The sequence below is a fragment of the Castellaniella sp. FW104-7C03 genome, assembly GCF_040276085.1.
GTDB lineage: Bacteria > Pseudomonadota > Gammaproteobacteria > Burkholderiales > Burkholderiaceae_B > Castellaniella.
The window spans coordinates 22725-49366 of record NZ_JBELOK010000007.1 but is presented as its reverse complement, the minus strand read 5'-3'; the positions used below and the strand labels follow the sequence as shown (position 1 = coordinate 49366).

General features: G+C 60.1%; 23 protein-coding genes. 18 read left to right on the top strand and 5 right to left on the bottom strand.

Annotated elements, in window-relative coordinates; all coding sequences use genetic code 11:
* Positions 1 to 191: 191 nt before the first annotated feature.
* Positions 192 to 818 carry a LysE family translocator gene (locus tag ABS758_RS09640; RefSeq protein WP_350382495.1) on the bottom strand — a complete coding sequence of 209 codons (627 nt, stop codon included), beginning with the start codon at positions 816 to 818 and terminating at the stop codon, positions 192 to 194.
* 180 nt (positions 819 to 998) lie between these two features.
* Here ABS758_RS09640 and dapD point away from each other — a divergent pair, with 180 nt between their 5' ends.
* The 9 genes from dapD (at position 999) to ABS758_RS09595 (ending at position 10438) form a co-directional block, all read left to right on the top strand.
* Positions 999 to 1826, top strand: a complete 828-nt coding sequence (gene dapD, locus ABS758_RS09635) for a 2,3,4,5-tetrahydropyridine-2,6-dicarboxylate N-succinyltransferase (RefSeq protein WP_350382496.1) — start codon at positions 999 to 1001, stop codon at positions 1824 to 1826.
* A gap of 2 nt (positions 1827 to 1828) precedes the next feature.
* Positions 1829 to 2977, top strand: a complete 1149-nt coding sequence (gene dapE, locus ABS758_RS09630) for a succinyl-diaminopimelate desuccinylase (protein ID WP_350382498.1) — start codon at positions 1829 to 1831, stop codon at positions 2975 to 2977.
* A gap of 48 nt (positions 2978 to 3025) precedes the next feature.
* Positions 3026 to 3922: a 50S ribosomal protein L3 N(5)-glutamine methyltransferase gene (gene prmB, locus ABS758_RS09625; protein ID WP_350382499.1), complete on the top strand. Its 897-nt coding sequence runs from the start codon at positions 3026 to 3028 to the stop codon at positions 3920 to 3922.
* Positions 3919 to 5844, top strand: coding sequence for an ABC-F family ATP-binding cassette domain-containing protein (locus ABS758_RS09620; RefSeq protein WP_350382501.1), 1926 nt, complete (start codon positions 3919 to 3921; stop codon positions 5842 to 5844). The genes prmB and ABS758_RS09620 overlap by 4 nt, the downstream gene beginning before the upstream one ends.
* Before the next feature lie 98 nt (positions 5845 to 5942).
* Positions 5943 to 6485 (top strand): carboxymuconolactone decarboxylase family protein, encoded by a 543-nt coding sequence (locus ABS758_RS09615; protein ID WP_350382503.1) that lies wholly within the window; start codon positions 5943 to 5945, stop codon positions 6483 to 6485.
* A gap of 18 nt (positions 6486 to 6503) precedes the next feature.
* A complete protein-coding gene (locus tag ABS758_RS09610; RefSeq protein WP_350382504.1) occupies positions 6504 to 7610 on the top strand; it encodes an acyl-CoA dehydrogenase family protein in 1107 nt (368 codons plus the stop codon).
* A gap of 1 nt (position 7611) precedes the next feature.
* Positions 7612 to 8439, top strand: coding sequence for an ABC transporter ATP-binding protein (locus tag ABS758_RS09605; RefSeq protein ID WP_350382506.1), 828 nt, complete (start codon positions 7612 to 7614; stop codon positions 8437 to 8439).
* Positions 8436 to 9662: an ABC transporter substrate-binding protein gene (locus ABS758_RS09600; protein ID WP_350382508.1), complete on the top strand. Its 1227-nt coding sequence runs from the start codon at positions 8436 to 8438 to the stop codon at positions 9660 to 9662. The genes ABS758_RS09605 and ABS758_RS09600 overlap by 4 nt, the downstream gene beginning before the upstream one ends.
* Positions 9662 to 10438 (top strand): ABC transporter permease, encoded by a 777-nt coding sequence (locus ABS758_RS09595; protein ID WP_350382510.1) that lies wholly within the window; start codon positions 9662 to 9664, stop codon positions 10436 to 10438. Before ABS758_RS09600 ends, ABS758_RS09595 begins: the two co-directional genes overlap by 1 nt.
* A gap of 1 nt (position 10439) precedes the next feature.
* Here the strand turns inward: ABS758_RS09595 and ABS758_RS09590 are convergent, their stop codons facing one another.
* From ABS758_RS09590 to purN, 4 genes are all read right to left on the bottom strand, one after another.
* Positions 10440 to 12707 carry a UvrD-helicase domain-containing protein gene (locus ABS758_RS09590; RefSeq protein ID WP_350382512.1) on the bottom strand — a complete coding sequence of 756 codons (2268 nt, stop codon included), beginning with the start codon at positions 12705 to 12707 and terminating at the stop codon, positions 10440 to 10442.
* Positions 12704 to 13915, bottom strand: coding sequence for a DesA family fatty acid desaturase (locus ABS758_RS09585; RefSeq protein ID WP_350382513.1), 1212 nt, complete (start codon positions 13913 to 13915; stop codon positions 12704 to 12706). The genes ABS758_RS09590 and ABS758_RS09585 overlap by 4 nt, the downstream gene beginning before the upstream one ends.
* Before the next feature lie 77 nt (positions 13916 to 13992).
* Positions 13993 to 15402 (bottom strand): RsmB/NOP family class I SAM-dependent RNA methyltransferase, encoded by a 1410-nt coding sequence (locus ABS758_RS09580; protein ID WP_492304502.1) that lies wholly within the window; start codon positions 15400 to 15402, stop codon positions 13993 to 13995.
* 106 nt (positions 15403 to 15508) lie between these two features.
* On the bottom strand, positions 15509 to 16177 hold the full coding sequence (gene purN / locus ABS758_RS09575) for a phosphoribosylglycinamide formyltransferase (protein WP_350382516.1): 669 nt from the start codon (positions 16175 to 16177) through the stop codon (positions 15509 to 15511).
* 99 nt (positions 16178 to 16276) lie between these two features.
* On the opposite strand from purN, the gene ABS758_RS09570 reads away from it, so the two are divergent.
* The 9 genes from ABS758_RS09570 to ABS758_RS09530 all read left to right on the top strand — a co-directional run bounded on the left by ABS758_RS09570 (position 16277) and on the right by ABS758_RS09530 (position 26640).
* Positions 16277 to 17242 carry a bifunctional riboflavin kinase/FAD synthetase gene (locus ABS758_RS09570; protein WP_350382517.1) on the top strand — a complete coding sequence of 322 codons (966 nt, stop codon included), beginning with the start codon at positions 16277 to 16279 and terminating at the stop codon, positions 17240 to 17242.
* Complete coding sequence (ileS, locus tag ABS758_RS09565) at positions 17232 to 20072, top strand: isoleucine--tRNA ligase (RefSeq protein ID WP_350382518.1); 2841 nt, start codon at positions 17232 to 17234, stop codon at positions 20070 to 20072. The genes ABS758_RS09570 and ileS overlap by 11 nt, the downstream gene beginning before the upstream one ends.
* Positions 20065 to 20613, top strand: a complete 549-nt coding sequence (gene lspA, locus ABS758_RS09560; protein ID WP_350382520.1) for a signal peptidase II — start codon at positions 20065 to 20067, stop codon at positions 20611 to 20613. The genes ileS and lspA overlap by 8 nt, the downstream gene beginning before the upstream one ends.
* A gap of 13 nt (positions 20614 to 20626) precedes the next feature.
* Positions 20627 to 21823: a bifunctional phosphopantothenoylcysteine decarboxylase/phosphopantothenate--cysteine ligase CoaBC gene (coaBC, locus tag ABS758_RS09555; protein ID WP_350382522.1), complete on the top strand. Its 1197-nt coding sequence runs from the start codon at positions 20627 to 20629 to the stop codon at positions 21821 to 21823.
* Positions 21824 to 21887: 64 nt separating this feature from the next.
* The gene (dut, locus tag ABS758_RS09550; RefSeq protein ID WP_350382523.1) at positions 21888 to 22355 is read left to right on the top strand and encodes a dUTP diphosphatase; all 468 of its coding nucleotides are present in this window, start codon (positions 21888 to 21890) and stop codon (positions 22353 to 22355) included.
* 255 nt (positions 22356 to 22610) lie between these two features.
* Complete coding sequence (locus ABS758_RS09545) at positions 22611 to 23759, top strand: branched-chain amino acid ABC transporter substrate-binding protein (protein WP_350382525.1); 1149 nt, start codon at positions 22611 to 22613, stop codon at positions 23757 to 23759.
* Between the two features lie 143 nt (positions 23760 to 23902).
* On the top strand, positions 23903 to 24805 hold the full coding sequence (locus ABS758_RS09540; RefSeq protein ID WP_350382526.1) for a branched-chain amino acid ABC transporter permease: 903 nt from the start codon (positions 23903 to 23905) through the stop codon (positions 24803 to 24805).
* A 3-nt stretch (positions 24806 to 24808) separates the two neighbouring features.
* Complete coding sequence (locus tag ABS758_RS09535) at positions 24809 to 25795, top strand: branched-chain amino acid ABC transporter permease (protein ID WP_350382528.1); 987 nt, start codon at positions 24809 to 24811, stop codon at positions 25793 to 25795.
* Positions 25792 to 26640, top strand: coding sequence for an ABC transporter ATP-binding protein (locus ABS758_RS09530; RefSeq protein ID WP_350382530.1), 849 nt, complete (start codon positions 25792 to 25794; stop codon positions 26638 to 26640). Before ABS758_RS09535 ends, ABS758_RS09530 begins: the two co-directional genes overlap by 4 nt.
* The last annotated feature ends 2 nt before the right edge of the window (positions 26641 to 26642 follow it).

Here is a 26642-nt window from a genome sequence, read left to right as displayed (position 1 = left end):
AGGACGCAAACCACAGCGAAAGCCGGTGCTATCGCGCGGATCTGCAATGCAGCATGGCGAGTCCAGGGCACCAAATTTAAGTACGAACATTAACCGAACAGCACACTTGCTATATAGCTGACGTACTGCCTGCGAAAGCGGCACTTGACGCCCCATGCATCTGCTGGGGCGTTTTTTTATGCACGATGAGTTTAATCAAGCATCAGCCAAAGACCGATTCCGGCGATCAGGGTGCCGGCTGCGCGATTGAGCAGCTTGACATTGGCTCGGCTGGATAACAGCTTGCGTGCTACCGAGCCACCCATGGCATACAGAATCAGGCTGCAGAGCTCGATACTGAGAATAATGCCCAGTAATAGCGTCAGTTGTGGCGCCATGGGCTGATTAAAATCAAGGAAAGGAGGCAGCAGTGCGATAAAAAAGGCCCAGCCTTTTGGATTGGCCACTGCAGTAATAAAACCCTGCATCACCAGCTGCAGCCGCCGCGGTGCTTGCTGCTGCTGGCCGCAAGTGACATCTGGAATAGCCAGGCTGCCTTTGGAGCGCCACATTTCGATGCCCAGCCAGATTAGGTAAGCCCCCCCACCCCACTTGAACGCAGTGAACAGCGGTGGATATTGCAGCAGAACAGTAGCTGCTCCCAATACAGACCCCAGGGCGACGATCCCGACGCCCACCAGTTCTCCGAGCCACATCCAGCTGGTGCGCCGGACGCCAACCGTCATGCCCAGGCTGAGCGACAGCACCATGCACATGCCGGGTGTAAGGGAAACGAGCAGAAACGTCAGAAAAAACAGAGTAAATGTAGCGGTTGTCATGGTGATCACGGCAAAGGGCCCCCAGCAGCGTTTTTCCAGGGGCAAGGCAGGCGACTACATTACGCTTTTGGCAGACACCCGGCAAGCTGAACAAAAATTGAACGGATCCCACACAGGTTTGCCCACACCCTGATAAAATTTTTTCCCGCAATCGACGGCGATCGCCTGATCGTACCCACAATGTCACACGCCGAACTTCAGCATCTAATCGAATCCGCCTGGGAGGATCGCGCCACCCTCAACCCATCCAGTGCTGCCAGTACCTTGCGCGAAGCCGTCGACCACATCCTGGCCGGGCTCGACAACGGTTCTTTGCGAGTAGCCGAGAAAACGGCCGATGGCCACTGGCAGGTACATCAGTGGCTGAAGATGGCGGTTCTGCTGTCTTTTCGGCTGACTGAAAACCGGATCATGGGGACACCACCGCAACAACACTACGACAAGGTCCCCCTCAAGTTCCAGGATTACTCCCCGGCCGACTTCCAGCAAGGCGGCTTTCGGGTGGTGCCGGGCGCCATTGTGCGCCGGGGGGCTTATGTCGCCCCTGATGTGGTGTTGATGCCTTCTTACGTCAATATTGGCGCCCGGGTGGGCGCAGGCTCGATGATCGATACCTGGGCCACCGTGGGATCCTGCGCACAGATCGGTGCCCATGTGCACCTGTCTGGCGGCGTGGGGATTGGCGGGGTGCTTGAGCCCCTGCAGGCCGGCCCCACCATCATCGAAGACAATTGCTTCATCGGCGCACGGTCCGAGATTGTCGAAGGCGTGATCATCGAAGAAAACTCGGTGCTGGCCATGGGCGTCTTTATCTCGCAAAGCACCAAGATCTACGATCGCACCACCGGGGACATTTATTATGGCCGTGTGCCCGCCGGCTCGGTGGTGGTGCCAGGCTCGTTACCCGCAGCAGACGGCAGCCATAGCCTTGCCTGCGCGGTCATCGTCAAGCGGGTGGACGCGCGCACACGCGCCAAAACCAGCATCAACGATCTTCTGAGGACATAAGCATGGCCGACCAGGACGTGCTGGATCTGGCGCGCGAGCTGATCGCCAGGCCATCAGTGACCCCCGATGATGCAGGCTGCCAGCATCTGATCGCCTCGCGGCTGCAGGCACTGGGTTTTCACTGCGAATCCCTACCCGGTGGCGCAGTCAGCAATCTGTGGGCTCGACGCGGCACAGAAGGCCCTGTGATGGTATTTGCCGGGCATACCGATGTTGTCCCTCCTGGGCCTCCGGACACCTGGGCACAAGACCCGTTTACGGCCACTGAAACCGATGGCTGGCTGGTAGGCCGAGGCGCCGCCGACATGAAAAGCTCTCTGGCTGCCTTTGTCGTGGCACTGGAAGAATTCGTGGCGGCACACCCTTCGCACAGCGGCTCGGTTGCCTGTCTGCTCACCTCAGACGAAGAAGGCCCTGCCACCCAGGGTACGGTACAGGTGGTACATACACTCCAGGCCCGCGGCGAAACACTGGACTACTGCATCGTCGGCGAGCCCACAAGCAGCCAGGCACTGGGAGACACCATCAAGAACGGCCGGCGGGGGTCTTTATCCGCACGTATCCAGGTACACGGGATTCAGGGCCATGTGGCCTATCCTCATCTGGCGCGCAACCCCGTACACCAGTTGGCGCCAGCCCTGACTGAACTCTGCAATACAGTCTGGGACACGGGCAACGAGTATTTCCCGGCAACCTCGTTTCAGGTGTCAAACCTGCATTCAGGTACCGGCGCAAGCAATGTCATCCCGGGGGTCGCCATACTGGATTGCAACTTCCGGTTCGCGACGGCCAGTACCCCAGACACCCTCAAAAGCCGCACAATCGCCATCTTGCAGCAGCATCAGCTGGATTTCAGCATCGAATGGACCCTGAATGGCGAGCCATTTCTTACCCCTCAAGGGCCACTCTGCGCTGCGCTACAATCGGCCATCACGGCAGAAACCGGCACACAAGCGCAGCTGTCCACCACCGGGGGAACCTCCGATGGTCGCTTCATTGCCGCCATCTGCCCGCAAGTGATCGAATTTGGCCCGCTTAACGCCACGATTCATCAGGCCGGCGAGCGCATTCCGCTAAACCAGTTGGCCCCTCTTAAAAACATTTATCGCAGAGTGCTCGAAACCCTGCTGCCCGACCCGCCTGCCACCTGACGACTGCAGCCAGGCGGACGCCCTGCTCACTGAACGGAATTCGCCCTGATGGCTGCTCCACATACTGAACTGATTACCCTGCGTGACATGCTGCGCTGGGCCGTAACCCGCTTTCGCGGCGCCAACCTGGTGTTTGGCCACGGAAGCGACAACGCCTGGGACGAAGCTGCTTATCTGCTGCTGCATACCTTGCATTTGCCACTGGACACACTCGAACCTTTTCTGGATGCCCGACTGCTGGAGCGCGAGCGCTTGCGCTGCGTCGACCTGATCCACGAGCGTGTCACCAGCCGCAAACCTGCTGCCTACCTGACAGGCGAAGCCTGGTTGCAAGGCCAGCGCTTTTTGGTGGACGAGCGCGTGATCGTGCCGCGATCACCCATTGCCGAGTTGCTGGCAGAGCAACTGCAGCCCTGGATCGCAAACCCGGGCGACGTCACCCGAGTGCTGGATCTCTGCACGGGCTCAGGGTGCCTGGCCATTTTGGCTGCACTGGCGTTTGAAGAAGCAACCGTGGATGCCGTGGATCTGTCGGCAGACGCATTGGCAGTGGCCCAATCCAATATTGCCTTGCATGCGATGCAAGGCCGCGTCCAGGCGCTGCGCAGCGACCTCTTCGCACAGATCCCGGCTGATCGCCGCTATCAGCTTATTGTGTGCAACCCGCCGTACGTCAACAGCCAGTCGATGACGGCACTGCCCCCCGAATACCGGCACGAGCCCACGCTGGCATTGGCCGGTGGCACCGACGGAATGGACCTGGTACGACGCATCCTGACGCAAGCGCCCGACTTTCTGGATGAAGACGGAGTGCTGGTGCTGGAGATCGGCCACGAGTACACGCACTTTGAAGCGGCGTTTCCGCAGTTCGATCCCGTCTGGTTAAGCACTGAAACCGCCAGCGATCAGATTCTGTTGTTGCGTCGCGCGCAGTTGCTCACATGATTCGTGCCAATGGTTTGACCCTCAGGCGCGGTATCAAGGTACTGCTGGACGAGGCTGATTTTGTGGTCCACCCCGGCGAGCGGGTTGGTTTTGTGGGCCACAACGGGGCGGGCAAATCCTCGCTATTTGCCCTGCTGCAAGGGCAGGTTGACGCAGATGCAGGCTCGGTCACGATCCCGGATGCCTGGCGTATTGCCAGTGTCGAACAGATCCTGCACGACACCCATCGGGCCGCGCGAGAATTCGTCATTGACGGTGATCGCCACCTGCGGGATATCCAGGCCCGGCGCGCCGCTCTGCGCCCCGACGAAGGGCAAGCCATCGCCGAACTCGAGACGGCACTGATCGAAGCCGATGCCTGGAGTGCACCGTCACGTGCCGAGCAGCTGCTGGCGGGCCTAGGATTTGCTCCCCAGCAATGGAATCAGCCTGTGGCCAGTTTCTCGGGTGGCTGGCAGATGCGCATCGCCCTGGCGCGTGCGCTGATGGCCCCCTCCGATCTGTTGTTGCTGGATGAGCCCACCAACCACCTTGATCTGGATGCCATGCTCTGGCTGGAGCGCTGGCTGACCAGCTACCCGGGCACGGTCTTGCTGATCTCGCACGACACCGAGTTTCTGGATGCCGTCGCACGCACCATCCTGCATTTTGAAAACGGTAAACTGGTCCGCTACAAGGGCGGCTACGAGGATTTTGTCGAGCAACGCGCAGAACGGCTGCGCCAGAATCAGCTGGCACGTCAGAAACAGGCCCGCGAGACGGCACATCTGCAATCATTCATTGATCGCTTCAAGGCCAAGGCCACCAAGGCAAAACAGGCCCAAAGCCGTGTCAAAGCCCTGGCCCGCATGCAAGTACTGGCACCCCTGGCGGTAGAATCCGGCATCGACATCCGCTTGCCAGAGCCCGCACACACCCCAGACGTACTGCTACGGCTGGAAGACGCCACCCTGGGCTATGCCGGCACCGGCGATCAGCCACCAAAAACCATCCTGCAAGACATCAATGTGTTGGTGCGTGGTGGCAGCCGGATTGGTATCCTGGGTGTCAATGGGGCCGGCAAAAGCACGCTGGTCAAGACACTGGCGCAAGAGCTGGCCCCTGTGGCAGGCAATTACCAGCCGGCCAAGGGGCTGGAGATTGGCTACTTTGCCCAGCAACAGCTTGATGTACTGGATCCGGAGTCCAGCCCCCTGCAGCATTTTGCCCGGATCGCACCCAATGTCCGCGAGCAGGAATTGCGCAATATGCTGGGCCGCTTCGGGTTTGGCGGCGATATGGTCAACCAGCCAGTGGCACCATTTTCCGGTGGAGAAAAAGCACGCCTTGCCCTGGCCCTGATCGTGTGGCGCAAGCCCAATTTGCTCTTGCTGGACGAACCCAGCAACCACCTGGATGTGGACACACGAGAAGCCCTGGCCCGAGCCCTGGCCGAGTTTCCCGGCAGCGTGCTGCTGGTATCACACGACCGGCACCTGCTGCGTACCACCGTGGATACTTTCTGGATTGTGGCGGATGGTCGTATCGAACCATTTGATGGCGACCTCGAAGACTATCGCGACTGGCTGCAACAGCGCCAAAGTCAACTGAATCAAGCCAGCCGCACGCAAACCACACCAGAGAAAGACCGCAAGGCGCAGCGTCGGGAACAAGCCCAGGCTCGGCAACAGCTGGCGGCACAGCGCAAGCCGCTAGAGACGCGGCTGAAAAAAATTGAAGATCAGATGGCGCGCACGCAAAAGCGGTTGGCCGAGCTGGATGTCCTGATCGCAAGCCCCGACTTCTATACCGACGCACATAAAGACACCCGCCCTGGCGTTCTGGCTGAGCACGGTGAGCTCAGCAAGGCCTTGCAAACACACGAAAACGACTGGCTGGAAGTACAGACTACCCTGGAGACCCTGCAAACAGATCCCATTTGATATTTCAAATCTGAATAATGTAATGCAGTAATAGTTGTTCGCTATCGAAGGCTGGCTCCCTAGAATAAAAAGGTCATTACTTTTTCAGTTCGCCTGCCATGAGCCGCCTTCCTATTCAGTCCGTCGAATCCGCCCACCCCGAGGCGCAGGAGCGCCTGCGCACCGCCGCCAAAGCCAGTGGGTTTTTGCCCAATTTGTTGGGCGTCCTGGCCAACGCCCCCACGGCGCTGGAAACCTACCAGGTGGTCGGCGCCATCAACGGGCGCAACAGCCTGAGCCCCACCGAACGCGAGATCGTTCAGATCACTGCGGCCACCTATAACGGCTGCGGTTTTTGCGTGGCCGGCCACACCAAGATTGCCTCCCAGAAGCTGAAGTTGCCTGCCGACTTGGTGGATGCGCTGCGCCGCACCCAAGCCCTGACAGATGCCAAGCTGAACGCCCTGGCAGTGTTCACATTACAGGTACTTGAGCACAAAGGTCAGGTGGGCGATCAGGCCCTGGCTGATCTGCGCGCCGCGGGTTACACCGATGCTCAGGCACTGGACGTCGTACTTGGCGTCAGTTTGGCCACCCTTTGCAATTACGCCAACAACCTGGCCGGCACCCCAATCAACCCGGAACTTCAGGCCTACGCCTGATTCAGTTCACGCACGATCATGTCTGTCTCCAATTTTTCTGCACTGCCCACCCAGGCGATCGATACCCTGATCCAGTCAACGCTGGCACCTCATGTCCAGGCTATCGACCAGGATGGGTTGTTTCCGCGCGAGTTCATGCACGCACTGGGCAATCTGGGCGGGTTTGCAGCAGCATTACCATCCACATCTGGTGGTTTAGGCCTTGATCTGGCCAGCCAGATCGATCTGATCTCCCAGGTTGCCCGCACTTGCGGCTCCACCGCCTTTCTGGTCTGGTGCCAGGCCACCTGCGCATGGTATTTGCAGCACAGCGACAACGCAGCCGTTCAGGCGCGCTATCTGCGGCCTGTCGCCCAAGGGCAGGTGCTGGCCGGCACCGGCATGTCCAATGCGGTCAAGCATCTAGCCGGCATCGAGCGCATCAACCTACGCGCCCAAAATGATGGTAACGGCTATCGCATCAACGGCGCCCTGCCCTGGGTTTCCAACCTGGGCCCCAATCATCTGTTGATGGCCGCTGCAGCCCTGGAAGACGGCGGCTATCTGATGTTCGTGGTTTCCACCGACACTGCCGGCCTGAGCCTGCGGCCCTGCCCGACGTTCTCCGGGATGGAAGGCAGCGGCACTTACGGCATCCGGCTCAAGGATGTTCATATTTCCGTTGAGGATGTCCTGGCGCACCCCTGGCAGTTCGAGGCTTATGTCGAGCGCTTCAAGCGCGGCTTTTTGCTGATGCAAACCGGCATGGGCGCAGGGCTTGTGCAGGCCAGCCTGGAGACCATCCACGCCAGCAACCAGCGGCTGAGCCATGTCAATTGCTTCTTGGACGACCAGGAACCTTCATTGGGCCAGGAACTCCTGGCACTGCAATCCGATATCGCACACCTGGCGGCACAGGGTACCGAAGCCCCCTTGCTCAACGTATTACGAGCACGGGCCCGGGGTTCTGAACTGAGCTTGAAAGCCACGCAATCAGCCGCACTGCACGCAGGTGCGGCAGGTTACCTCATCAGCAGCCCGGTACAGCGCCGCTTGCGAGAAGCCTTGTTTGTCGCGATTGTGACGCCTGCGCTGAAACACTTGCGCAAGGAAATCAATGCGCTGGAAGCGCTGCAGGCGGCCTGAAATGGTTGAAGCGCTGGCCACCGCTGCCCCATCTGCTGCCTTGGCACCCCCGCCATGTGTGCTGGATGCTCGGGAAATCTCTCTGGCTTACCACCAGCAGCACGGGCCCGATACCCCGGTGCTGGAAAATTTTTCCCTTAGCCTGCATGCCGGCGAAATCGTCGCCCTCCTGGGCCCCAGCGGCGCAGGCAAGTCGTCGCTGCTCCGGGTACTGGCCGGATTGCAATCCGCCCAGGCAGGCGATGTGCGGGTGCAGGGGCGGCCGCTGCACGGCCCTTCACCCGCTTTGGGCATGGTCTTTCAGGATCCCTGCCTCTTGCCCTGGCTGACGCTGGAAGAAAACGTGGCCTTCGGGCTGGATTTCAAACACCAGCCCACGCTAGATGCAGCCACACGCCATCAACGGGTGCACACAGCCATCTCCGAAGTTGGCCTGCAGGCTGCCCGCACACGCTACCCAGACGAGCTCTCAGGCGGCATGGCACAACGGACGTCGCTGGCGCGTACCTTGGCCCGTGCACCCAACATCTTGCTGCTGGACGAGCCATTTAGTGCCCTGGACGAAGTGACCCGGCACGAAATGCAGTCTCTGCTGCTGAGCATCACCCGTCGTCGCAGAGCCGCCGCTGTGATGGTGACCCACGATATCGACGAAGCCCTGCTGTTGGCCGACCGCATCTTGCTGATTGGCGGCCAGCCTGGCCGACTGATGGGCCAATGGCAGCTGACACAGGATCATCCACGAGATGAAACAGACGCAGCGCTCATGGCCCTGCGAGTCGACATTTTGCACACTTTGCGCGCTGCGCGCTCCTCTGGACACTCATGAACCGATACAAACTGATGGATCTCTGCTGCGGCACCGAAAACCAGCCCCAGGCACGCCGACGGCAATTTCTGAAGCTGTCGGCGATGTTTACAGCAGCCGGTGCCCTGCCTTTATTGCAGGCCAGCCGTCTGGCGCGGGCGGCAGAACCTGAAGCGCCAGTGCGTATTGGTTACTTGCCCATCACCGATGCCACCCCATTGCTGGTGGCACATCACAACCAGTATTTCCAACAACAGGGCCTCACAGTCGAGCCCCCACGCCGCTTTCGCAGTTGGTCGCAAATTGTCGAGGCGTTCCTGGCCGGACAAGTCAATGTTGTGCACCTGCTGATGCCCATGACGATCTGGTCGCGCTATGGCAGCCAGGCCCCGGCCAAGGTGGTGGCCTGGAACCACACCGAGGGCTCCTGCCTGACCGTATTGCCCAGCATCCAATCACTGGCGGATCTGGGCGGCACCACTGTGGCGATCCCGTTTTGGTACTCCGTACACAACATCGTGCTGCAAGCGATATTGCGTGAAGCGGGCCTCGAATTCATCAGTGAAGGCGACCCCTCTCCCCGCCAGGTAAAGCTGGTGGTGATGTCGCCAGGCGACATGCTGCCCGCTCTGGGTAGCAAGCGCATCTCCGGCTACATCGTGGCCGAACCCTTCAACGCCAAGGCTGAAGAGCTGGGCGTGGGCAAGGTATGGCGGTTTACAGGCGATGTCTGGCGCAACCACGCCTGCTGCGTGGTAACCATGCACGAAGCAGATCTGCAGCAACGGCCAGAATGGTCGCAAAAAGTCGTCAATGGCATTGTGCAAGCACAGGCCTGGGTAAGAAACCACCGCGAGGAAACCGTGCAGATCCTTGCCCGGGGCAACCCGGCTGCGTATACGCCACACGAGCCCTCGACTCTGGCCCGGGTGCTGCTGCCGTCCGCCGAGCGCGATGCCGCCTACCTGGCCAGCGGCGCAATCCGTCACGCAGACTGGCACGAGCAACGCATCGACTTTCGCCCCTATCCCTACCCCAGCTATACCGAGAAGCTGGTATCCCTGCTGAAAGACACGTTTGTGCTGGGTGAAAACGCGTTCCTGAAGCAGCTCGATCCCGCGCATGTCGCCAAGGATCTCGTCGATGAGCGCTTTGTACGCCACGCCATCGAAGCCCAAGGTGGCTTGTCTGCCTTTGGTATCGAGGGTGGCTATACCCGCAGCGAAACTTTCGAGGTGTCCTGATGAAACGCGGCACAACCAACCTGTCGGCACGCCAGCGGCTGGCGTTTAGCACCGGTGGCTTGCTTGTGCTGGGGCTGCTTTGGGCAGCAGGCATTGGCATTCTGGGGCAAGACCTGGCCATGGCGCGCCTGTTTTCACCAGGCCAGGCGCTCCCAAGCCTGGCGCATCTGGTGCTGGATAACCAACTGACGGTACATGCCCTGGTAAGCCTGAAACGGGTGGCCGTTGGCCTGTTTTGGGCGCTGCTCGTGGGTATCCCCCTGGGCCTGGCCATTGGATTGTCTCGCCGATTGGAATCCAGCACTACCGGCGCATTTCAGTTTCTGCGCATGGTCTCGCCCTTATCGTGGATGCCGATTGCGGTGATGCTGTTTGGCGTCGGGGATGCTCCGATCTATTTTCTGCTCAGTTTTGCAGCGGTCTGGCCGATTATCCTGAACACATCGGCAGGCGTGCGCCAACTGGATGCCCGCTGGCTGATGCTGGCACGCAGCCTGAGCGCCACCCGCGGAGAAATCCTGCGCAAGATCATCCTGCCAGGTGCCATGGGCCACATCCTGACAGGTTTGCGCCTCGCCATTGGCATCGTCTGGATTATCCTGGTGCCATGCGAAATGCTGGGCGTGAGTTCTGGCCTGGGCTATTTTATTTTGGACACGCGCGACCGGCTGGCGTATTCAGAATTGATGGCCGTGATTGTCCTGATCGGCGCACTGGGCTTTGCCCTGGATGCCACGGCCCAGCGCCTGCACCGGCACTGGACACGCAGCCGCTAAGCTAGGACAGAATTTCCAGCTTGGCCACACCCAGGGCCAGGGTCTTGGTACCCACATCGGTAAACTCGATCCGTGCCTGGGCCTCGGTGCCACTGCCGCTTAGCGCCACGATCGTGCCTTCGCCAAATCGGCCATGGCGCACACTGCCCCCGATCCTGAAGCATTGCTCGCCCACCATCACGTCAGCAGTGCGCGTGCGTGGTGTGCGCGGTGCAAAATGGCTGCCTGCATCACCTTGCCAGCCACCCGCACCACGACGAAACGCACCTCGCCATGCCGGCGACTGCTCGGGCGCGACGGCCCGTTGCCGTGGGGTAATCCACTTCAGGTGCTCATCCGGGATCTCATCCAGGAAACGCGACCGAAGGCCGTAGCGGGTCTGGCCATGCAAAAGACGGCTTTGCGCCAGAGTGAGGGTCAGGCGCTCGCGGGCCCGGGTGATGGCCACATACATCAGGCGCCGCTCTTCTTCCAGGCCGCCGGCATCAAGCAAGCTGTTTTCGTGGGGAAACAGGCCTTCTTCAAGGCCGGTGACAAACACCACATCAAACTCCAGGCCCTTGGCCGCGTGCACAGTCATGAGCTGGACGGCGTCTTCACCTGCCTGTGCCTGATTATCACCAGCCTCGAGAGAGGCATGGCTCAAGAACGCGCCCAAGGGAGACATCACCGCGGTTTGTTCCGGCTCCACATCAGCAAGCACACCTTCGGAGATTCGGCCGGCTATCAGGCCTGCATACCCTTCTTCGGCTACAAATGCAGCGGCGGCATTGACCAGCTCCTGCAGGTTTTCCAGACGCTCCTGACCTTCACGATCAGCCCGATAGTGGGCTTCAAGGCCGCTGTGATGCACCACATGGCCGATAAGCTCGGGCAGATCAAGCGACTGCGCCGCCTCGGCCATCTCACGAATGAGAGTAGCAAACCGCGCAAGGCTGCTGCCGCCTTTGCCAGGCACATAGGCCACGGCACCTGCCAGGCTGGTGCCGTACTGGGCAGCCGCATCCGCCTGTTGCTCGATGGTGCGTGCGCCAATACCACGCGTGGGAAAATTAACCACCCGCATCCACGACGTATCATCGTGCGGGTTATCGATCAGGCGCAGGTACGCCAGCACATGCTTGATTTCCTGGCGCTCAAAAAATCGCTGACCGCCATACACCCGATAGGGCACGCGGGCCGAGAACAATGCGTGCTCTATCGGGCGCGACTGTGCATTGCTGCGGTACAAAATCGCAATATTATGGGCGTCCCGCCCTTCGCGAATCAGCGCCCGGATATCATCCACCAGCCACTGGGCTTCCAGTTGGTCGGAGGCTTGCTCAACCACACGCAAAGGCTCGCCCTCGCCTGCGTCCGTCCAAAGGTTTTTACCCAGGCGCTGGGCATTGTGGGCAATGAGCGCATTGGCTGCATCCAGAATATGCCCTTGAGAGCGATAATTTTGCTCTAGCCGGATCACGTTTTCTTTGGCGTACCGCTGCTGGAAATCAGCCATATTGCCCACATTGGCGCCCCGAAACGCGTAGATCGACTGATCATCATCACCCACCGCAAAGACGGGGGTGTGGGCCCCGGCCAACAACATCAGCCAGCGGTATTGCAACACGTTGGTATCCTGAAATTCATCCACCAAAATGTGCTGAAAGCGGCGCTGATAGTGTTCCCGGATGGGTGCATCACGCTGCAAAAGTTCGTAGGCACGCAACAACAGTTCGCCAAAATCCACCACACCTTCACGGTCGCATTGGTCCTGGTATTGCTGGTAAAGCTCTGCCAGACGGCGCGCATGGCTGTCACTGATATCCAGATCCTTGGGGCGCATGCCGTCTTCTTTGGCGCTGTTGATCATGCGCTGCACATCGCGGGCGGGAAAACGCTCGACATCCACCCCGTGCGTTTTCAGCATACGCTTGATGGCAGAGAGCTGGTCGGCGCTGTCCAGGATCTGAAAGGTTTGCGGCAACCCCGCATCGCGATAATGGGCACGCAACAGGCGATTGCACAGGCCATGAAACGTACCAACCCACATGCCACGCGTATTGATGGGTAAAAGCGCAGACAGGCGTGACAGCATTTCGCGTGCTGCCTTGTTGGTAAACGTGACCGCCAACAGGCCAAAGGGGCTTACTTGCTGCGCCTGGATCAGCCAGGCCATACGAGTGGTCAACACCCGGGTTTTGCCGCTACCGGCACCTGCCAGCACCAGTGCATGTTGGGGGGGCAGCGTCACCGCTGCACGTTGTTGCGGGTTGAGACCTTCAATCATGCGGCATAAGAGCGTAGTCGGTACGCAAATTGTTCAAGACCTTCGATGCCGCTGGCCTGCGCCCGCTGGCACCAGGCCCGTAAATCGGCCAGGAGCTGGTCGCTGCTGGCGGTGGAGGATTCCCAGATGGCAGTGAGCTCGTGACGCATCTGCAGCAAGGTGGACAAGGTGGGTGCAATAGTGAGCGCACGGGCAACCTCGGCCTGTTGCAGCGGTGCCAGGGCTTGTGGGTCGCGCAGCAGCCACTGACGACAGCGGCGCAACAAGGTGCGCTCGGCCTTGCAGCGGCGCAGCTTGAGCATCTTGATTTCGTGCGCCACTGCAGACTTGATCATCCGTGAATACCGCGCCAGGACATCATAACGGTGGGCAATGATCTCTTGCAGCTGCTCTTGGTCCATGGCCTCGATGGCCACCGGGCCATTTGCCTGCCAGCGCAGGCGCGGTGCCACACGACGCACCTTGGCCAGCCCAAAAAACTGCAGGATGCGGATATATCCCCAACCCAGATCGAACTCGTACCAGCGTGAAGAGAACTTGGCAGAGGTGCCATAGGCATGATGGTTGTTGTGCAGCTCTTCTCCACCAATCAGGACACCCCAGGGCACGACATTGGTGCTTTGGTCGGGGCAGGCAAAATTGCGGTAGCCCCAGGCATGGCCCAGACCGTTAACCACTCCGGCCGCCCAAAACGGGATCCAGGCCATCTGTACGGCCCAGATGGTTAGCCCCACCACGCCAAACAGTGCCAGGTCGATCAACAGCATCAGCATGATCCCCAGCAGGTTGTGCCGCGAGTACAGGCGGCGTTCGATCCAGTCGTCCGGAACGCCGTGCCCATAACGCTTCAGGGTGTCAGCATTGCCTGCTTCATCGCGATAGAGCTCGGCACCGCGGAAAAACACCTGTCCCAGACCAAACACCGCCGGAGAATGAGGATCGCCCTCGCGTTCACATTTGGCGTGATGCTTGCGATGAATGGCCACCCATTCGCGCGTCACCATCCCGGTGGTGAGCCACAACCAGAAGCGAAAAAAATGTGCCACCACGGGATGCAGGTCTAGGCCGCGATGGGCCTGACTGCGGTGCAGGAACAGGGTGACCGCCGCAATGGTGATATGCGTCAGCACCAGCGTCACTGCCAGCAAGGCCCAGGGGCCCCACTGCAAAATGCCACCGTGCAGAAACGTCAGCCAGGAGAATGTCATGGAAAATCGGGACCAGGCCCCGGAAATTTAGGAGAGGCCCATTAGTGTAGTCCAGGTGGCAAGCAGCCAATAGATGATCAGCTACCGTGCGTCTCTGACCCCTCCTGGCTGGCAGACTCATCAATGAATGCCGGAGAAGCCGTTTCCGCCGGCGCTTCTGGCTGAGCCGCATCTGCCTGGGCAGCCGCAGTGGCCGGATCGGCAGGCTTATCCGCACTGGCGACATTTGTCTGATCAGCCGCCGTCTCTTCAGTGGCCGGCGCCGCGCTGCGCCGCTGCATCACAGCGGCAAAAAAGCCATCCGTGCCATGAACATCAGGACGCAACCGCAGCCAGGGGCCTTCCAGAGGCACGCGAATATCGCGATCAGACAGCACTTTGCCCGCATCCAGCAAAGTGAAATCAGGGTTTTCGGCCAAAAACGCTTCTACCTGCTGCTCGTTTTCTTCGGGCAAGAGGCTGCAGCTGGCATACACCAGCCGCCCCCCCGGACGCACGCACGAGGCTGCATCCCGCAAAATAGCCGCCTGGGTGGCACACAGCTCTACAAGAGACTCCGGGTGCTGACGCCATTTGAGATCGGGGTTGCGCCGCAAGGTGCCCAAACCGCTGCAGGGTGCATCCACCAATACCCGATGGGCTTTGCCGCGCAGGCGCTTGACCCGTTGATCATGGCGCTCGGCGATCACCACCGGCACAATATTGGACAAACCGCTACGGGCAAAGCGCGGCTTGGCTCGTGCCAGGCGGGCGGTAGAGACATCAAACGCGTACAGCCGCCCAGTAGATCTCATCAGCGCACCCAGCAACAGGGTTTTGCCTCCTGCGCCCGCGCAATAATCGATGATCATCTCGCCGCGCCGGGGTGCTACCAAGGCGGCCAGCAACTGGCTGCCTTCGTCCTGAACCTCGATTTCACCGCGTTCAAAGGATCTCCACCGATTGATGGGCGGCCGCCCCTGAATGCGCATGCCCCAGGGTGAGTACGGGGTTGGCTGAGCATCCCAGCGTGCCTCCGGCCCTTGTGCCCACGCGGCCAACACGGTGTCGCGATCTGTTTTTAACGGGTTGATGCGCAAATCGAGTGGCGCCTGGCGGTTGAGGGCCAGCAAGAGGGATTCGGGCTCCGGCAACGTTTGTAATCGCTCCATCAGCCAATCCGGCACGCTGTAGCGCACCGCTAGCGGCAACGTGGTGACATCGAATTTCTGGACATAATCCAGCCAGCCTCGTTCGGCTTCTTCGAGACCCGTATCCAGAGTGCTGCGTGGCCATACCGAGGCCAGCCCCAGGACGGCCAGGCGGCGGGTGGCCGCACCCTGCCCGCTTTCGGCAAACTGGCGGTAGCGACGCAGATGCCGCAAGACATCAAACACGGCTTCGGCAATCTCGCCACGGTCGCGCTGACCCACCTGGCTATGTGCACGAAACCAGTGCGACAGCACTGCATCAGCGGGATAGCGCCATTGCAGCACCTCTCCGAGCACCTGACGTACTTGCTCGATGCGAGCGGCTGCCATCACGTAAGGCCGTGACGGTGCGTCGGCTTTTGGCGACCGGCGCCGTGAATCATGGGTTGCCATGCGAATCCTGTTAATTGAAGAGATTGGGCCCTGCCCAGGCCCGATGCGGCTGATCCCGCACCTGAACCCGACCATCGGCCAGCAATATGACACGGTCTTGTGCCAACCACCGCAGCACCTGAGTGTAGAGGGCATGCTCGACAGGCAAAAGGCGTGTGGCCAGTGTGTCGGGCGTGTCATCATGGTGCACCGGAATCACCCCTTGGGCAATGATGGGCCCGTGATCGAGCACCGGCGTGACATAGTGAACCGTACAGCCATGCCACTGCACGCCCTGAGCCAGCGCCTGCTGATGCGTGTGCAGCCCCGGGAAAACCGGCAATAGCGAAGGATGAATATTGATGATCTGGCCTTCAAAGTGACGCACCAGGCTGGTACCCAGCACACGCATGAACCCAGCCAGCAAAATGTAATCGGGTGCCAGCGCATCCAGTTGCGCCTGTAAGGCAGTGTCGAAAGCATCCCGGGTGGGAAACGCATGGTGTGACAATGCATACGCGGGCAAGCCTTGCGCCTGTGCCCACGCCAGTCCGGCCGCATCCGGGCGATTGGAGATCACACCACAAATCCGAACCGGCAAGTGCTCGGCTTGCACGCACTCAGCCAGGGCCTGCATGTTTGACCCCCTGCCCGAGATCAGGATCACCACGCGTAGCGGCCTTTCGGGGGTATGCTCCATGCGTCCGCACTCCGACATAAAATTGACTGCTTTGTGTGTGTGCCAGGGCGCCCGCCCATCCACACACAAGACCAAACCCGAAATTGTAAACTGTCTGACGTGAACCCTGCTGCCCACCTCTATCGCACCCTGCCGCGCCAGGTACCTCTGGCGCCCGGCGCGCTCACTATTGGCAATTTCGACGGCGTGCATCTGGGCCATCAGGCAATCCTGCAACAGGTCTGCCAGCACGCCAGGATACAGGGGCTGGTTCCCAGTGTGATGACGTTTGCACCGCACCCCCGGGCCTTTTTTGCCCGCAAGGGCGGGCGCCCCGAGCTCATTCCCACACAAATCAGCACGCTGCGTGACAAAGCCGCCATGCTGGCAGCGCATGGCATGCAGCGCATCGTGATACAGCGCTTTAACCAGCAACTGGCCGACATGTCAGCCGAAGACTTCATCCGCAAATTGTTGGTAGAGGGGCTGAACACCCGTTGGCTGCTGGTGGGCGAAGACTTCCGCTACGGACACAAGCGCAGTGGCGATGTCGCCTTGTTGCGGCGCATGGGAGAAATCCATGGCTTCGAGGTACAAACGCTGGCCGATGTCAACGACCGCCACGGTCAGCGCATTTCAAGCTCGGCATTGCGCACGGCGCTGGCAGTGGGCAACCTGGATCACAGCCGCCAGCTTTTAGGCGCGCCGTTTCGCATCAGCGGACACGTCATCCACGGACAAAAGCTGGGCCGCAACCTGGGGTTCCCAACGCTTAACCTGCGGGTACCTGCGCCCTGTGCTGCCCGCTCGGGCATCTACGTTGTGCGTGTTCATGGGCTGCAGGATCAGCCCTTGCCCGGGGTAGCCAGCCTGGGGGTACGCCCCACGGTGACACGCGATGGGCCGCTGCTGCTCGAGACCCACATCATTGATCAAGGCGTCAATGCCTACGGTAAACTGGTGTGCGTCGAATTCCTCGAATTTTTACGCGACGAGGAATATTTCCCCGATTTAACCACCCTGATCGCCGCCATCCAGCAAGATGTGCAAGGCGCTCGCGACTATTTCGCCTCCCATGGACTATAGAGACACCCTGAATCTGCCCGAATCCCCCTTCCCAATGCGGGGCAACCTGGCCAAACGTGAGCCAGGCTGGATTGCCGCCTGGGAAGAAAAAAAGATTTACGCAGTCATCCGGGAGGCGGCCCAGGGGCGGCCCAAATTCATTTTGCACGATGGCCCCCCCTACGCCAACGGCGACATCCATATCGGCCACGCGGTCAACAAGATCCTCAAGGACATCATTGTCAAAAGCCGCGACATGGCGGGGTTTGACGCGCAATACGTCCCCGGCTGGGATTGCCACGGCATGCCCATCGAGATCCAGATCGAGAAAAAATATGGCAAGCACTTGCCGGTCGCCGAGGTACAAGCCAAGGCACGCGCCTATGCCGCCGAGCAAATCGAGCGTCAACGCACCGATTTCAAGCGCCTGGGCGTGCTGGCCGAATGGGACAACCCCTACCTCACCATGAACCCGCACAACGAGGCGGACGAACTGCGTGCCCTGGCACGCATCATGGAAAAAGGCTTTGTATTTCGTGGCCTCAAGCCAGTTAACTGGTGCTTTGATTGCGGCTCGGCGCTGGCCGAGGCTGAAGTCGAGTACGCCGATCGCAAGGATGCATCGGTTGATGTCGCCTTTGCGTTTGACGACCGTCAGGCGGTGGCGCACGCGTTTGGCTTGGCTGAAGCCACCGAGGCCGGCGCCATCGTCATCTGGACAACCACCCCCTGGACCATCCCGGCCAACCAGGCTCTTAACCTGCACCCCGACCACGAATATGCCCTGGTACGCCTGGCTCAGCCGCTACCCACTGGCCGGCTACTGATTTTGGCCAGCGAGCTGGTTGAAAACTGCCTGCAGCGCTGGGATCTCCAAGGCGAAATCATCGCCCGAGCCTCGGGGCAGGCACTTAACGGCCTGGCCTTCCGCCATCCCCTATACGATGTCGATCCCGGATACCGGCGCCTGGCCCCCGTGTACCTGGGAGACTATGTCACGCTCGAGTCCGGCACCGGTGTGGTGCACTCTGCGCCTGCCTATGGCGTCGAAGACTTCATCTCTTGCAAAGCCCACGGGATGGCCGACAGCGACATCATCAGCCCGGTGATGGGCAACGGCCATTACGCAGAAAGCCTGCCGCTGTTTGGTGGCCAGATGATCTGGAAAGCCAATCCGCTCATCATCGAGGCCCTGCGTGACGCCGGCAGCCTGTTGCATACCGCTGCCCACACGCACAGCTACATGCACTGCTGGCGCCATAAAACTCCCATCATCTACCGCGCCACCAGCCAGTGGTTTGCGGGGATGGATATCACACCAAACGCAGGCCCCTCTTTGCGCGAAATGGCGCTCAAGGGCGTGGACGACACGGCCTTTTATCCGGCCTGGGGGCGCGCGCGCCTGCACGCCATGATCGCCAACCGCCCCGACTGGACGCTCTCGCGTCAGCGGCAGTGGGGGGTGCCCATGGCCTTTTTTGTCCATAGAGAAACCGGAGCCCTGCATCCCGACACACCCAAGCTGCTCGACCAGATCGCAGAGCGTGTCGAGCGCGAGGGCATCGAAGCCTGGCAGACACTCGACCCTCGCGATCTGCTGGGTGAGGACGCCGATCACTACGAAAAAAACCGTGACACCCTGGACGTCTGGTTTGATTCGGGCACCACACACGCCACGGTGCTGGGCGGCCAGGATCACATGCTCAAAGGCTCGCACGCCCAGCAACTGGCCTGGCCGGCCGACCTCTACCTCGAAGGCTCCGATCAGCACCGTGGGTGGTTCCACTCCTCACTGCTGACGGGCTGCATGTTGTATGGGCGCCCGCCCTACAAAGCCTTGCTTACCCACGGCTTTGTGGTGGATGGCAAAGGCAAGAAAATGAGCAAGTCGGTGGGTAATGTGGTGTACCCCCAAGAGGTTTCAAATTCGCTCGGGGCCGAGATCCTGCGCCTTTGGACGGCTTCTACCGATTACTCTGGTGAACTCTCCATCTCCAAGCAGATTCTCGATCGCGTCGTCGAATCCTATCGGCGCATCCGCAACACCTTGAAATTCCTGCTGGGCAACCTGGCCGACTTCAACCCGGCAACAGACGCAGTCGCCCTGGATCAGCTTCTGGAAATCGACCGCTATGCCCTGCAGATGACCGCGGGCATGCAAACCGAGGTATTGGCCGCTTACGATCGCTACGAATTCCATAGCGCCGTGGCCCGGCTGCAAATCTTCTGCTCAGAAGACCTCGGCGCGTTTTACCTGGATATTCTCAAAGATCGCCTGTACACCACGGGCAAAGACAGCCTCTCGCGACGCGCAGCACAAACAGCCTTGCACCACATCACCCAGGCGCTGCTCAAACTGCTTGCACCCATCCTCTCCTTTACAGTCGAAGAAGCCTGGGCCGATTTGCAAGGCAATCCAAGCTCTCCCACCATCTTCACCGAGCTCTTTCACGTTTTGCCGCAACAGGCAGATACGGGCTCCTTGCTCAGCCGCTGGACACGCTTGCGTGAGATTCGCGCAGACACCATGCGCGAAATCGAAACCGTCCGGGCACGCGGAGAAATCGGCTCATCCCTGGCTGCCGAGATCGACTACCACGCCTCGGGCGAAGACCTTGCCCTGCTGCAAAGCCTGGGCGATGATCTGCGCTTCGTGATGCTGGTCTCACGAGCAGATGTCCATCCTGCCGATGGCGCACTGGGCATTCAGGTTCATGCGTCTTCACACGAAAAATGCGGGCGCTGCTGGCATCACCGCGCCGACGTTGGCCACGACACTACCCACCCGCAGCTTTGCGGGCGTTGCGTCGAAAACCTGTTTGGCGATGGCGAAGTCCGTCACCATGCCTAAGGTACCCACGCCCGGCCAGAGCACACCCTCTGTCGGGCGGGCAGACGCCCCCACAAGCCGCACACGCGTCCGGGCCTGGCTGATTTACCTGCTGTGGGCGGTGGTGATCATTGCCCTGGATCAAGCCAGCAAGGCCTGGATCACCGGCCACTTCAGCTATGGCCAACGCGTCAACATGTTGCCGTTCTTTGATTTCACACTGCTGTACAACACAGGTGCCGCATTCAGCTTTCTGGCTGACGGCGGCGGCGCCCAGCGCTGGCTGTTTACCGCCATTGCCCTGCTGGCAGCAGGTTTTATCCTACGCTGGCTATACACTCAGGCAGAACAGCGCCTTCTGTGCACCGCCCTGATTTGCATTCTGGGCGGGGCATTGGGCAACGCCATCGACCGCCTGCTTCACGGCCATGTAGTGGATTTTTTGCTGTTTTACTGGCATAACTGGTTTTTCCCGGCCTTCAACGTGGCAGACATTGCAATCACCTGCGGCGCGGGACTGCTGATCCTGGACGAGATCCTGCGCGCCCGGCGCACCCGCTGAAAAGGAAAACGCCATGCCTGAGCTCCCTGGCAAACATATTGTTCTCGGTCTGACTGGCGGCATTGCCTGCTATAAATCGGCCGAGCTGTTGCGCCGCCTGCAGGACGCAGGCGCCACCGTAGACGTTGTCATGACTGAAGCCGCCACCGGCTTTATCACCACCGCCACGTTTCAGGCACTGTCAGGCCGCCCGGTATGGGTGGACACCTGGGATGCACGGGCCCCCAACCGGATGGCACATATCAATCTGGCCCGCACGGCTGATGCCATCCTGATTGCACCGGCCAGCACCGATTTCATGGCCAAGCTGGCACACGGCATGGCCGATGATCTCCTCAGCACGCTGTGCGTTGCCCGCGGGCCCGTGCCCCTGCTGATTGCACCGGCCATGAATCACGAAATGTGGACGCATCCAGCCACCCAGCGCAACGCCCGACAACTTCGCCAGGACGGCATCACCCTGATCGGGCCGGCCGAAGGCTACCAGGCCTGCGGCGAAACCGGCTCTGGGCGCATGATGGAAGCGGCACAGATCCTGCAGGCCCTGGTCGCATTTTTTCAGCCCAAGGTGCTGGCGGGAAAACGCGTTTTATTAACCGCCGGCCCCACCAGCGAGATCATCGATCCTGTCCGGGTGCTTACCAACCGCTCGTCGGGGCGCATGGGATACGCCCTGGCGCAGGCGGCTGCCGAAGCTGGCGCCAGGGTTACCCTGGTTTCGGGCCCCACCGCATTGCCCTGCCCCGATGACGTTACCCGGATTTCTGTGACGCAAGCACGCGAAATGCATGCTGAAACCCTTGCCCGGGCACCCGACACCGACGTCTTCATCGCTGTCGCTGCCGTGGCCGATTGGGGTATCGCCAACCCATCGGCCCAAAAACTCAAGAAACACGATAACGGGGCACCACCCGTTATCCAGTTTGTACCCAACCCCGATATCCTGGCCGATGTGGCTGCCTTGCCGGCAGGCCCCTGGTGCGTGGGTTTCGCCGCCGAAACCGAGCACCTGCACGAACACGCCCAGGCCAAGCGCCAGCGCAAGGGTATCCCGGTCATCGTCGGCAACCTGGCTCAGCAGGCCATGGAGGCCGCTGACACCGAACTCATCATCTTCGACCAGCACGGTACCTACCCGCTGCCCCGTCAAGATAAACTCCAGGCGGCCCGCCAACTGATCAGCTGGATTGCCGCACATCTGCCCGCCTGAATCCCCTGCTTTGCCTCACCGCCCACCACCAGGCGGCGTGGGAAGCGATTTTCTGGAAACCACCATGCAAAGAAGACTCATCCAGGCCCGTATTGTTAACCCACTGCTGGGCACCGAGGCCATTCCTCTGCCCGACTACGCCACCGGGGGCTCTGCCGCCATGGACCTGCGCGCCTGCCTGGAAACGCCCCTGCGCCTGTTGCCCGGCCAGCGGTTGGCAGTCCCCACGGGCCTGGCCCTGAACATGATGGACCCCGGCCTGGTGGCTGTCGTGGCCTCACGCTCGGGCCTGTCACTCAAGCATGGCATTCGTGTTGCGCAAGGCATCGGTGTGATCGACGCCGACTATCACGGCGAGATCAAGGTATTGCTGGCCAACGACAGCACCGAGCCCTATGACATCCAGCCCGGTGACCGCATCGCACAACTGATGTTTCAACCCGTGGTGCAGGCAGGCCTGCTTCTCACTGAAACCTTCGACACTGAAACCGAGCGGGGCGCCGGGGGTTTCGGCAGTACCGGCAAGCGGTAAACACTGCACATACAAAAGGGGTTACCTCTATTATCCAATAGGTAAACCCTTTCTCTGGCAACCTCAAGGATATTAGTGAAACCTCTAGGTTGTACCAAAAATCTGTGATGGTTAAACTTCAACGATGTTCTCGGCTGGCACAGTGGTTGTACCTTCTGTTTGCTGTTCGGGAATACCCCCATGGTACGTAATACTTACTCTTAATATATTACGGATATATGGCTCCATCCGGGTCCATGCAAAGGAGATCCCCACATGAGCAGGCTGACAAAAATTTCCACGCTTTCTGCTGCGGTTTCACTGGCCCTGATGGGTCTGGGTACTGCCGTCGCGGCAGATGGCCCGATCAAGATTGGCGTCCAGGCCCCCATCACCGGCGAATATGCCGCTGAAGGCCAAGGCATCGAAAACGGTGTCCGGCTGATTGCCAAGCAACACAACGACGCTGGTGGCATCCTCGGACGCAAGATTGAAGTCACTGTTTGCGACGACGAGGGCAAAGCCGCACAAGCTGCCATCTGCGCACGCAAGCTGGTCAACGAAGGTGTTACCGCTGTCATCGGTACCTACACCAGTGGCGCAGCCCTGGCAGCTGCCCCCATCTACTCGGCCGCCAACGTCATCCAAACCTCTGATGGCACCAGCGACGAGCTCACGCAAAAGGGCTGGAAAACATTCTTCCGCAATGCGCCTCCCAACAGCGACGAAGCCGAATTCGTAGCCAACTACTTCGTCAAGGTCAAGCAATACAAGCGTATTGCCATCCTTAGCGACCACTCCAGCTACGCCACAGGCCTGGCCAAAGCCACCAGCTCAGCCCTTAAAAAGGCCGGTGGCAACATCGTGGCCGAAGACTTCATCAATGCCGGCACGCAAGATTACAGTGCCGTGCTTACCAAGCTGAAATCCGAGAAGCCCGACGTGCTGTTCTTCTCGGGCTACTACACTGACGGCGGCCTGATCCGTGCGCAGATGAAGCAACTGGGCATGAATGCCGTGTTTGTGGGTGGCGATGCCAACCAAAACGAAAACTTCGCCAAGATTGCAGGCAATGCCGCAGCCGGAGCAGTGATCGTCAACGTGCCTGCTCCCGAAAACCTGCCCTACCCCGAAGCCAAGCAGTTCCTGGCCGACTACACCAAGGCATTCGGCGCACCGCCTCCCAGCATCTATACCTTCACCAATGCAGATGGCCTGCGTGCTGTACTGGCCGGTATCGAAGCCACAAAAAGCACGGATACCGCCAAGCTTATCCCTTGGCTGCACAACATGAAGCAACCCTTCAACGGCCTGACCGGACCGTTTACATGGGATGACAAGGGCGAACGCATCGGCAGCCCGATGTCCGCCTTCGAAGTCCAGGCAGGTGGTGGCTACAAAACCATCTACCCAGAGGCCAAGTAAGCCGCATCACCCCTGACACCGGGCCGCCAGTTGCTGGCCCGGTGCTCATTCTCCCGCCATCACTGGCGGGGGCCTGCATCCCTCACGCACGGCTGCCTGCCTTTTACCCACGGCACCTGGCGAACCACCACGGAAACCGACCGATGGACTTTATCCTCCAGCAATTCATCAACGGGGTGACGGTTGGCGGCATCTATGCGCTGATTGCCCTTGGGTACACGATGGTCTACGGGGTGTTGAAGATGATCAACTTCGCCCACGGTGACCTCTGCATTCTTGGTGCCTTTATCGGGCTCACCACACTGACATCCGGCGCCCTGGGCGGCTTGTCCACGGTTACCCTCCTGGTACTGGCCTTCGTTGTCGCCATGCTGGTTGTGGCCGTCGCCGGCACCCTGCTCGACCAACTGGCCTACAAACCCTTGCGCAAGGCCCACCGCCTGTCGGCAGTGGTGTCTGCATTAGGGGCCTCGATGCTGATCGAAAACGGCATCATGCTGATCTGGTCGCCCAACGTGCAGGTGTTTCCCAGCAACCTGCTACCCAATATCAACTGGCAGATAGGCGGTGCCTACCTCAGCTTTGTGCAGCTGCTCATCATTATTTCAGCGTTTGTGCTGATGGCCGGCCTGTACTTTTTCGTCCACCACACGCGTCTGGGCACCGCCATCCGGGCATCCGCCATCGATCAGGATGCGGCACGCCTGATGGGCATCAACGTCAATCGGGTGATTGCCCTGGTATTCATCATTGGTCCCGTGCTGGGCGCCATTGGCGGCTTGTTCATTGGCTTGTATTACCGTCAAACCTATTTCACCATGGGCTGGTCGTACGGCCTTAACGCCTTTATTGCCGCCATCATCGGCGGGATTGGCAACATCCCCGGAGCCATGCTCGGCGGGCTGGTGCTTGGGCTGTTTAACGCGTTTGCAGCCGGGTACATTTCCAGCTCCTGGCAAGACGCCATCACCTTTGCTCTCTTGATCGGCATCCTGCTGGTTCGTCCGTCGGGCCTGCTGGGCGAACGTGTTGCTGAAAAGGTCTAAGCCATGAATCAAACTTCGCAAACTTCCAGCCAGCCCGCAGCCTCCGAGCACGCCGCCAAAGGTGGCGGCATCCGATTTCTCACCATTCTCGGGCCGATACTGTGGCTGGCCGGCCTGGCCATCCCCAGCGTGATGTCCCCCGCCTGGATCACCATCGGTGGCATCTTCGCCATTTACGCCATCGTCGCACTATCACAGGACATCGTCCTGGGGCGCGCCGGGATGTACGACATGGGCCATGCGGTGTTCTTTGGCGTCGGCGCCTATACCAGCGCCATCCTGTCGCTGTCGTTCAACTGGCCCATCCTCTGGACAATCCCTGTAGCCATCATCATATCCGCTGCACTGGGTGGCATTTTGTCTGCCCCCATCGTCAAGCTGCGCGGAGATTACCTGCTGGTGGTCACCATAGGCTTCAACGCGATTTTTGTGCTGGCCATGAAAAACAATCTGTTTGGCCTCACAGGTGGCGCCGACGGCCTGTTTGGCGTCAGCGGGCCCACGCTGTTTGGCCACATGTTTGGCTCACAAAGCCACCTCTTCTACCTTAACTGGGTGGTGCTGGCAGTGGTCCTGTGGCTGATGCGCAATCTGGATCGCTCGGCACTGGGGCGTACTTTCCGGTACATCAAATACGACGAACTGGCTGCCACCACGCTGGGCGTCAATGCCCGAAACTACAAAGTGGCAGCGTTTGCCCTGTCTGCAGGCATTGCCGGCCTGGCAGGTACCCTGTTTGCCATGCAGCTTTCAGCGGTCAGCCCGGGGTCTTTTCAGTTCACGGATTCTGTCGTGCTGTTTGCCATCGTGCTGGTGGGCGGACAAGCCTCGGTACCCGGGGTGTTGCTGGGCACCGCGATGATGTTTGTCGTGCCGCAGATTTTCACTGAGTTTGCCCAGTACCGCTATCTGGTATTTGGCATCGCCATGATTCTGGTCATGATCCTGCGCCCTCAAGGTATCTGGCCTGCACGCAAGGGAGTCCTATGAATTCGCCCCTTCCTACTTCCGGCTCCTCGGACATTCTCCTCGAGCTTGATCACGTTGGCATCAGCTTCGGCGGCCTGCGTGCAGTGGACGATCTCAGTTTCAAGGTCCACCGCGGTGAGATCGTCGGTTTGATCGGCCCCAACGGCGCAGGCAAAACCACGGTTTTCAACATCATCACCGGGGTCTATCAGCCCACGGACGGACATATCCGCTGGCATGGCAAGGACGTCACCGGCCAGCCTCCCCATCGGGTGGCACAGGCCGGCATCCGCCGTACCTTCCAGACCATCCGGCTGTTTGCCGACATGACTGTGCTCGAAAACGTCATTGCCGGGCAACATCTGCTGATGCAGCAATCGTGGTGGCAAGGCTTGCTGCGCACCCCGGCACAGCGGCGCGAAGAACGCCAGTTGATCGAGCGCGCGATGGCGGTACTCAACCAACTTGACCTGGCCGACGTGGCCAATGAGATTGCAACCTCGCTACCCTATGGTGCCCAGCGCCGGGTTGAGATGGCGCGCACGCTGGTGGCCCACCCCGAGCTCATCATCCTCGACGAGCCCGCTGCAGGCCTCAACGAGCAAGAATCTGCCGCCCTGAACGACACCATTCGCGGCATCCGCGACCAAGGCATCACCGTCATTCTGGTAGAGCACGACATGAGTGTGGTGATGAACGTCACCGACAGCATTGTGGTCATTAACTTCGGCAAAAAAATTGCCGAAGGCAAGCCCGAAGAAATCCGAGCCAATCCCCTGGTGATCGAGGCCTATCTGGGCCAGGACGATGACGACGACGATGATCCCCTGACCCAAGCGATCCACGAAGAACAGGCCCAGTCATGACA

Excerpts from the sequence above, each read along its gene's own strand:
- lspA (WP_350382520.1), top strand. The coding sequence starts at position 20,065 with ATGCCTAAGGTACCCACGCCCGGCCAGAGCACACCCTCTGTCGGGCGG.
- ileS (WP_350382518.1), top strand. The coding sequence starts at position 17,232 with ATGGACTATAGAGACACCCTGAATCTGCCCGAATCCCCCTTCCCAATG.
- ABS758_RS09585 (WP_350382513.1), bottom strand. The coding sequence starts at position 13,915 with ATGACATTCTCCTGGCTGACGTTTCTGCACGGTGGCATTTTGCAGTGG.
- ABS758_RS09640 (WP_350382495.1), bottom strand. The coding sequence starts at position 818 with ATGACAACCGCTACATTTACTCTGTTTTTTCTGACGTTTCTGCTCGTT.
- ABS758_RS09535 (WP_350382528.1), top strand. The coding sequence starts at position 24,809 with ATGAATCAAACTTCGCAAACTTCCAGCCAGCCCGCAGCCTCCGAGCAC.
- coaBC (WP_350382522.1), top strand. The coding sequence starts at position 20,627 with ATGCCTGAGCTCCCTGGCAAACATATTGTTCTCGGTCTGACTGGCGGC.
- ABS758_RS09595 (WP_350382510.1), top strand. The coding sequence starts at position 9,662 with ATGAAACGCGGCACAACCAACCTGTCGGCACGCCAGCGGCTGGCGTTT.
- ABS758_RS09540 (WP_350382526.1), top strand. The coding sequence starts at position 23,903 with ATGGACTTTATCCTCCAGCAATTCATCAACGGGGTGACGGTTGGCGGC.
- ABS758_RS09620 (WP_350382501.1), top strand. The coding sequence starts at position 3,919 with ATGATTCGTGCCAATGGTTTGACCCTCAGGCGCGGTATCAAGGTACTG.
- ABS758_RS09545 (WP_350382525.1), top strand. The coding sequence starts at position 22,611 with ATGAGCAGGCTGACAAAAATTTCCACGCTTTCTGCTGCGGTTTCACTG.
- ABS758_RS09605 (WP_350382506.1), top strand. The coding sequence starts at position 7,612 with ATGGTTGAAGCGCTGGCCACCGCTGCCCCATCTGCTGCCTTGGCACCC.
- ABS758_RS09615 (WP_350382503.1), top strand. The coding sequence starts at position 5,943 with ATGAGCCGCCTTCCTATTCAGTCCGTCGAATCCGCCCACCCCGAGGCG.
- ABS758_RS09530 (WP_350382530.1), top strand. The coding sequence starts at position 25,792 with ATGAATTCGCCCCTTCCTACTTCCGGCTCCTCGGACATTCTCCTCGAG.
- dut (WP_350382523.1), top strand. The coding sequence starts at position 21,888 with ATGCAAAGAAGACTCATCCAGGCCCGTATTGTTAACCCACTGCTGGGC.
- ABS758_RS09610 (WP_350382504.1), top strand. The coding sequence starts at position 6,504 with ATGTCTGTCTCCAATTTTTCTGCACTGCCCACCCAGGCGATCGATACC.
- purN (WP_350382516.1), bottom strand. The coding sequence starts at position 16,177 with ATGGAGCATACCCCCGAAAGGCCGCTACGCGTGGTGATCCTGATCTCG.
- prmB (WP_350382499.1), top strand. The coding sequence starts at position 3,026 with ATGGCTGCTCCACATACTGAACTGATTACCCTGCGTGACATGCTGCGC.
- ABS758_RS09600 (WP_350382508.1), top strand. The coding sequence starts at position 8,436 with ATGAACCGATACAAACTGATGGATCTCTGCTGCGGCACCGAAAACCAG.
- dapD (WP_350382496.1), top strand. The coding sequence starts at position 999 with ATGTCACACGCCGAACTTCAGCATCTAATCGAATCCGCCTGGGAGGAT.
- dapE (WP_350382498.1), top strand. The coding sequence starts at position 1,829 with ATGGCCGACCAGGACGTGCTGGATCTGGCGCGCGAGCTGATCGCCAGG.
- ABS758_RS09590 (WP_350382512.1), bottom strand. The coding sequence starts at position 12,707 with ATGATTGAAGGTCTCAACCCGCAACAACGTGCAGCGGTGACGCTGCCC.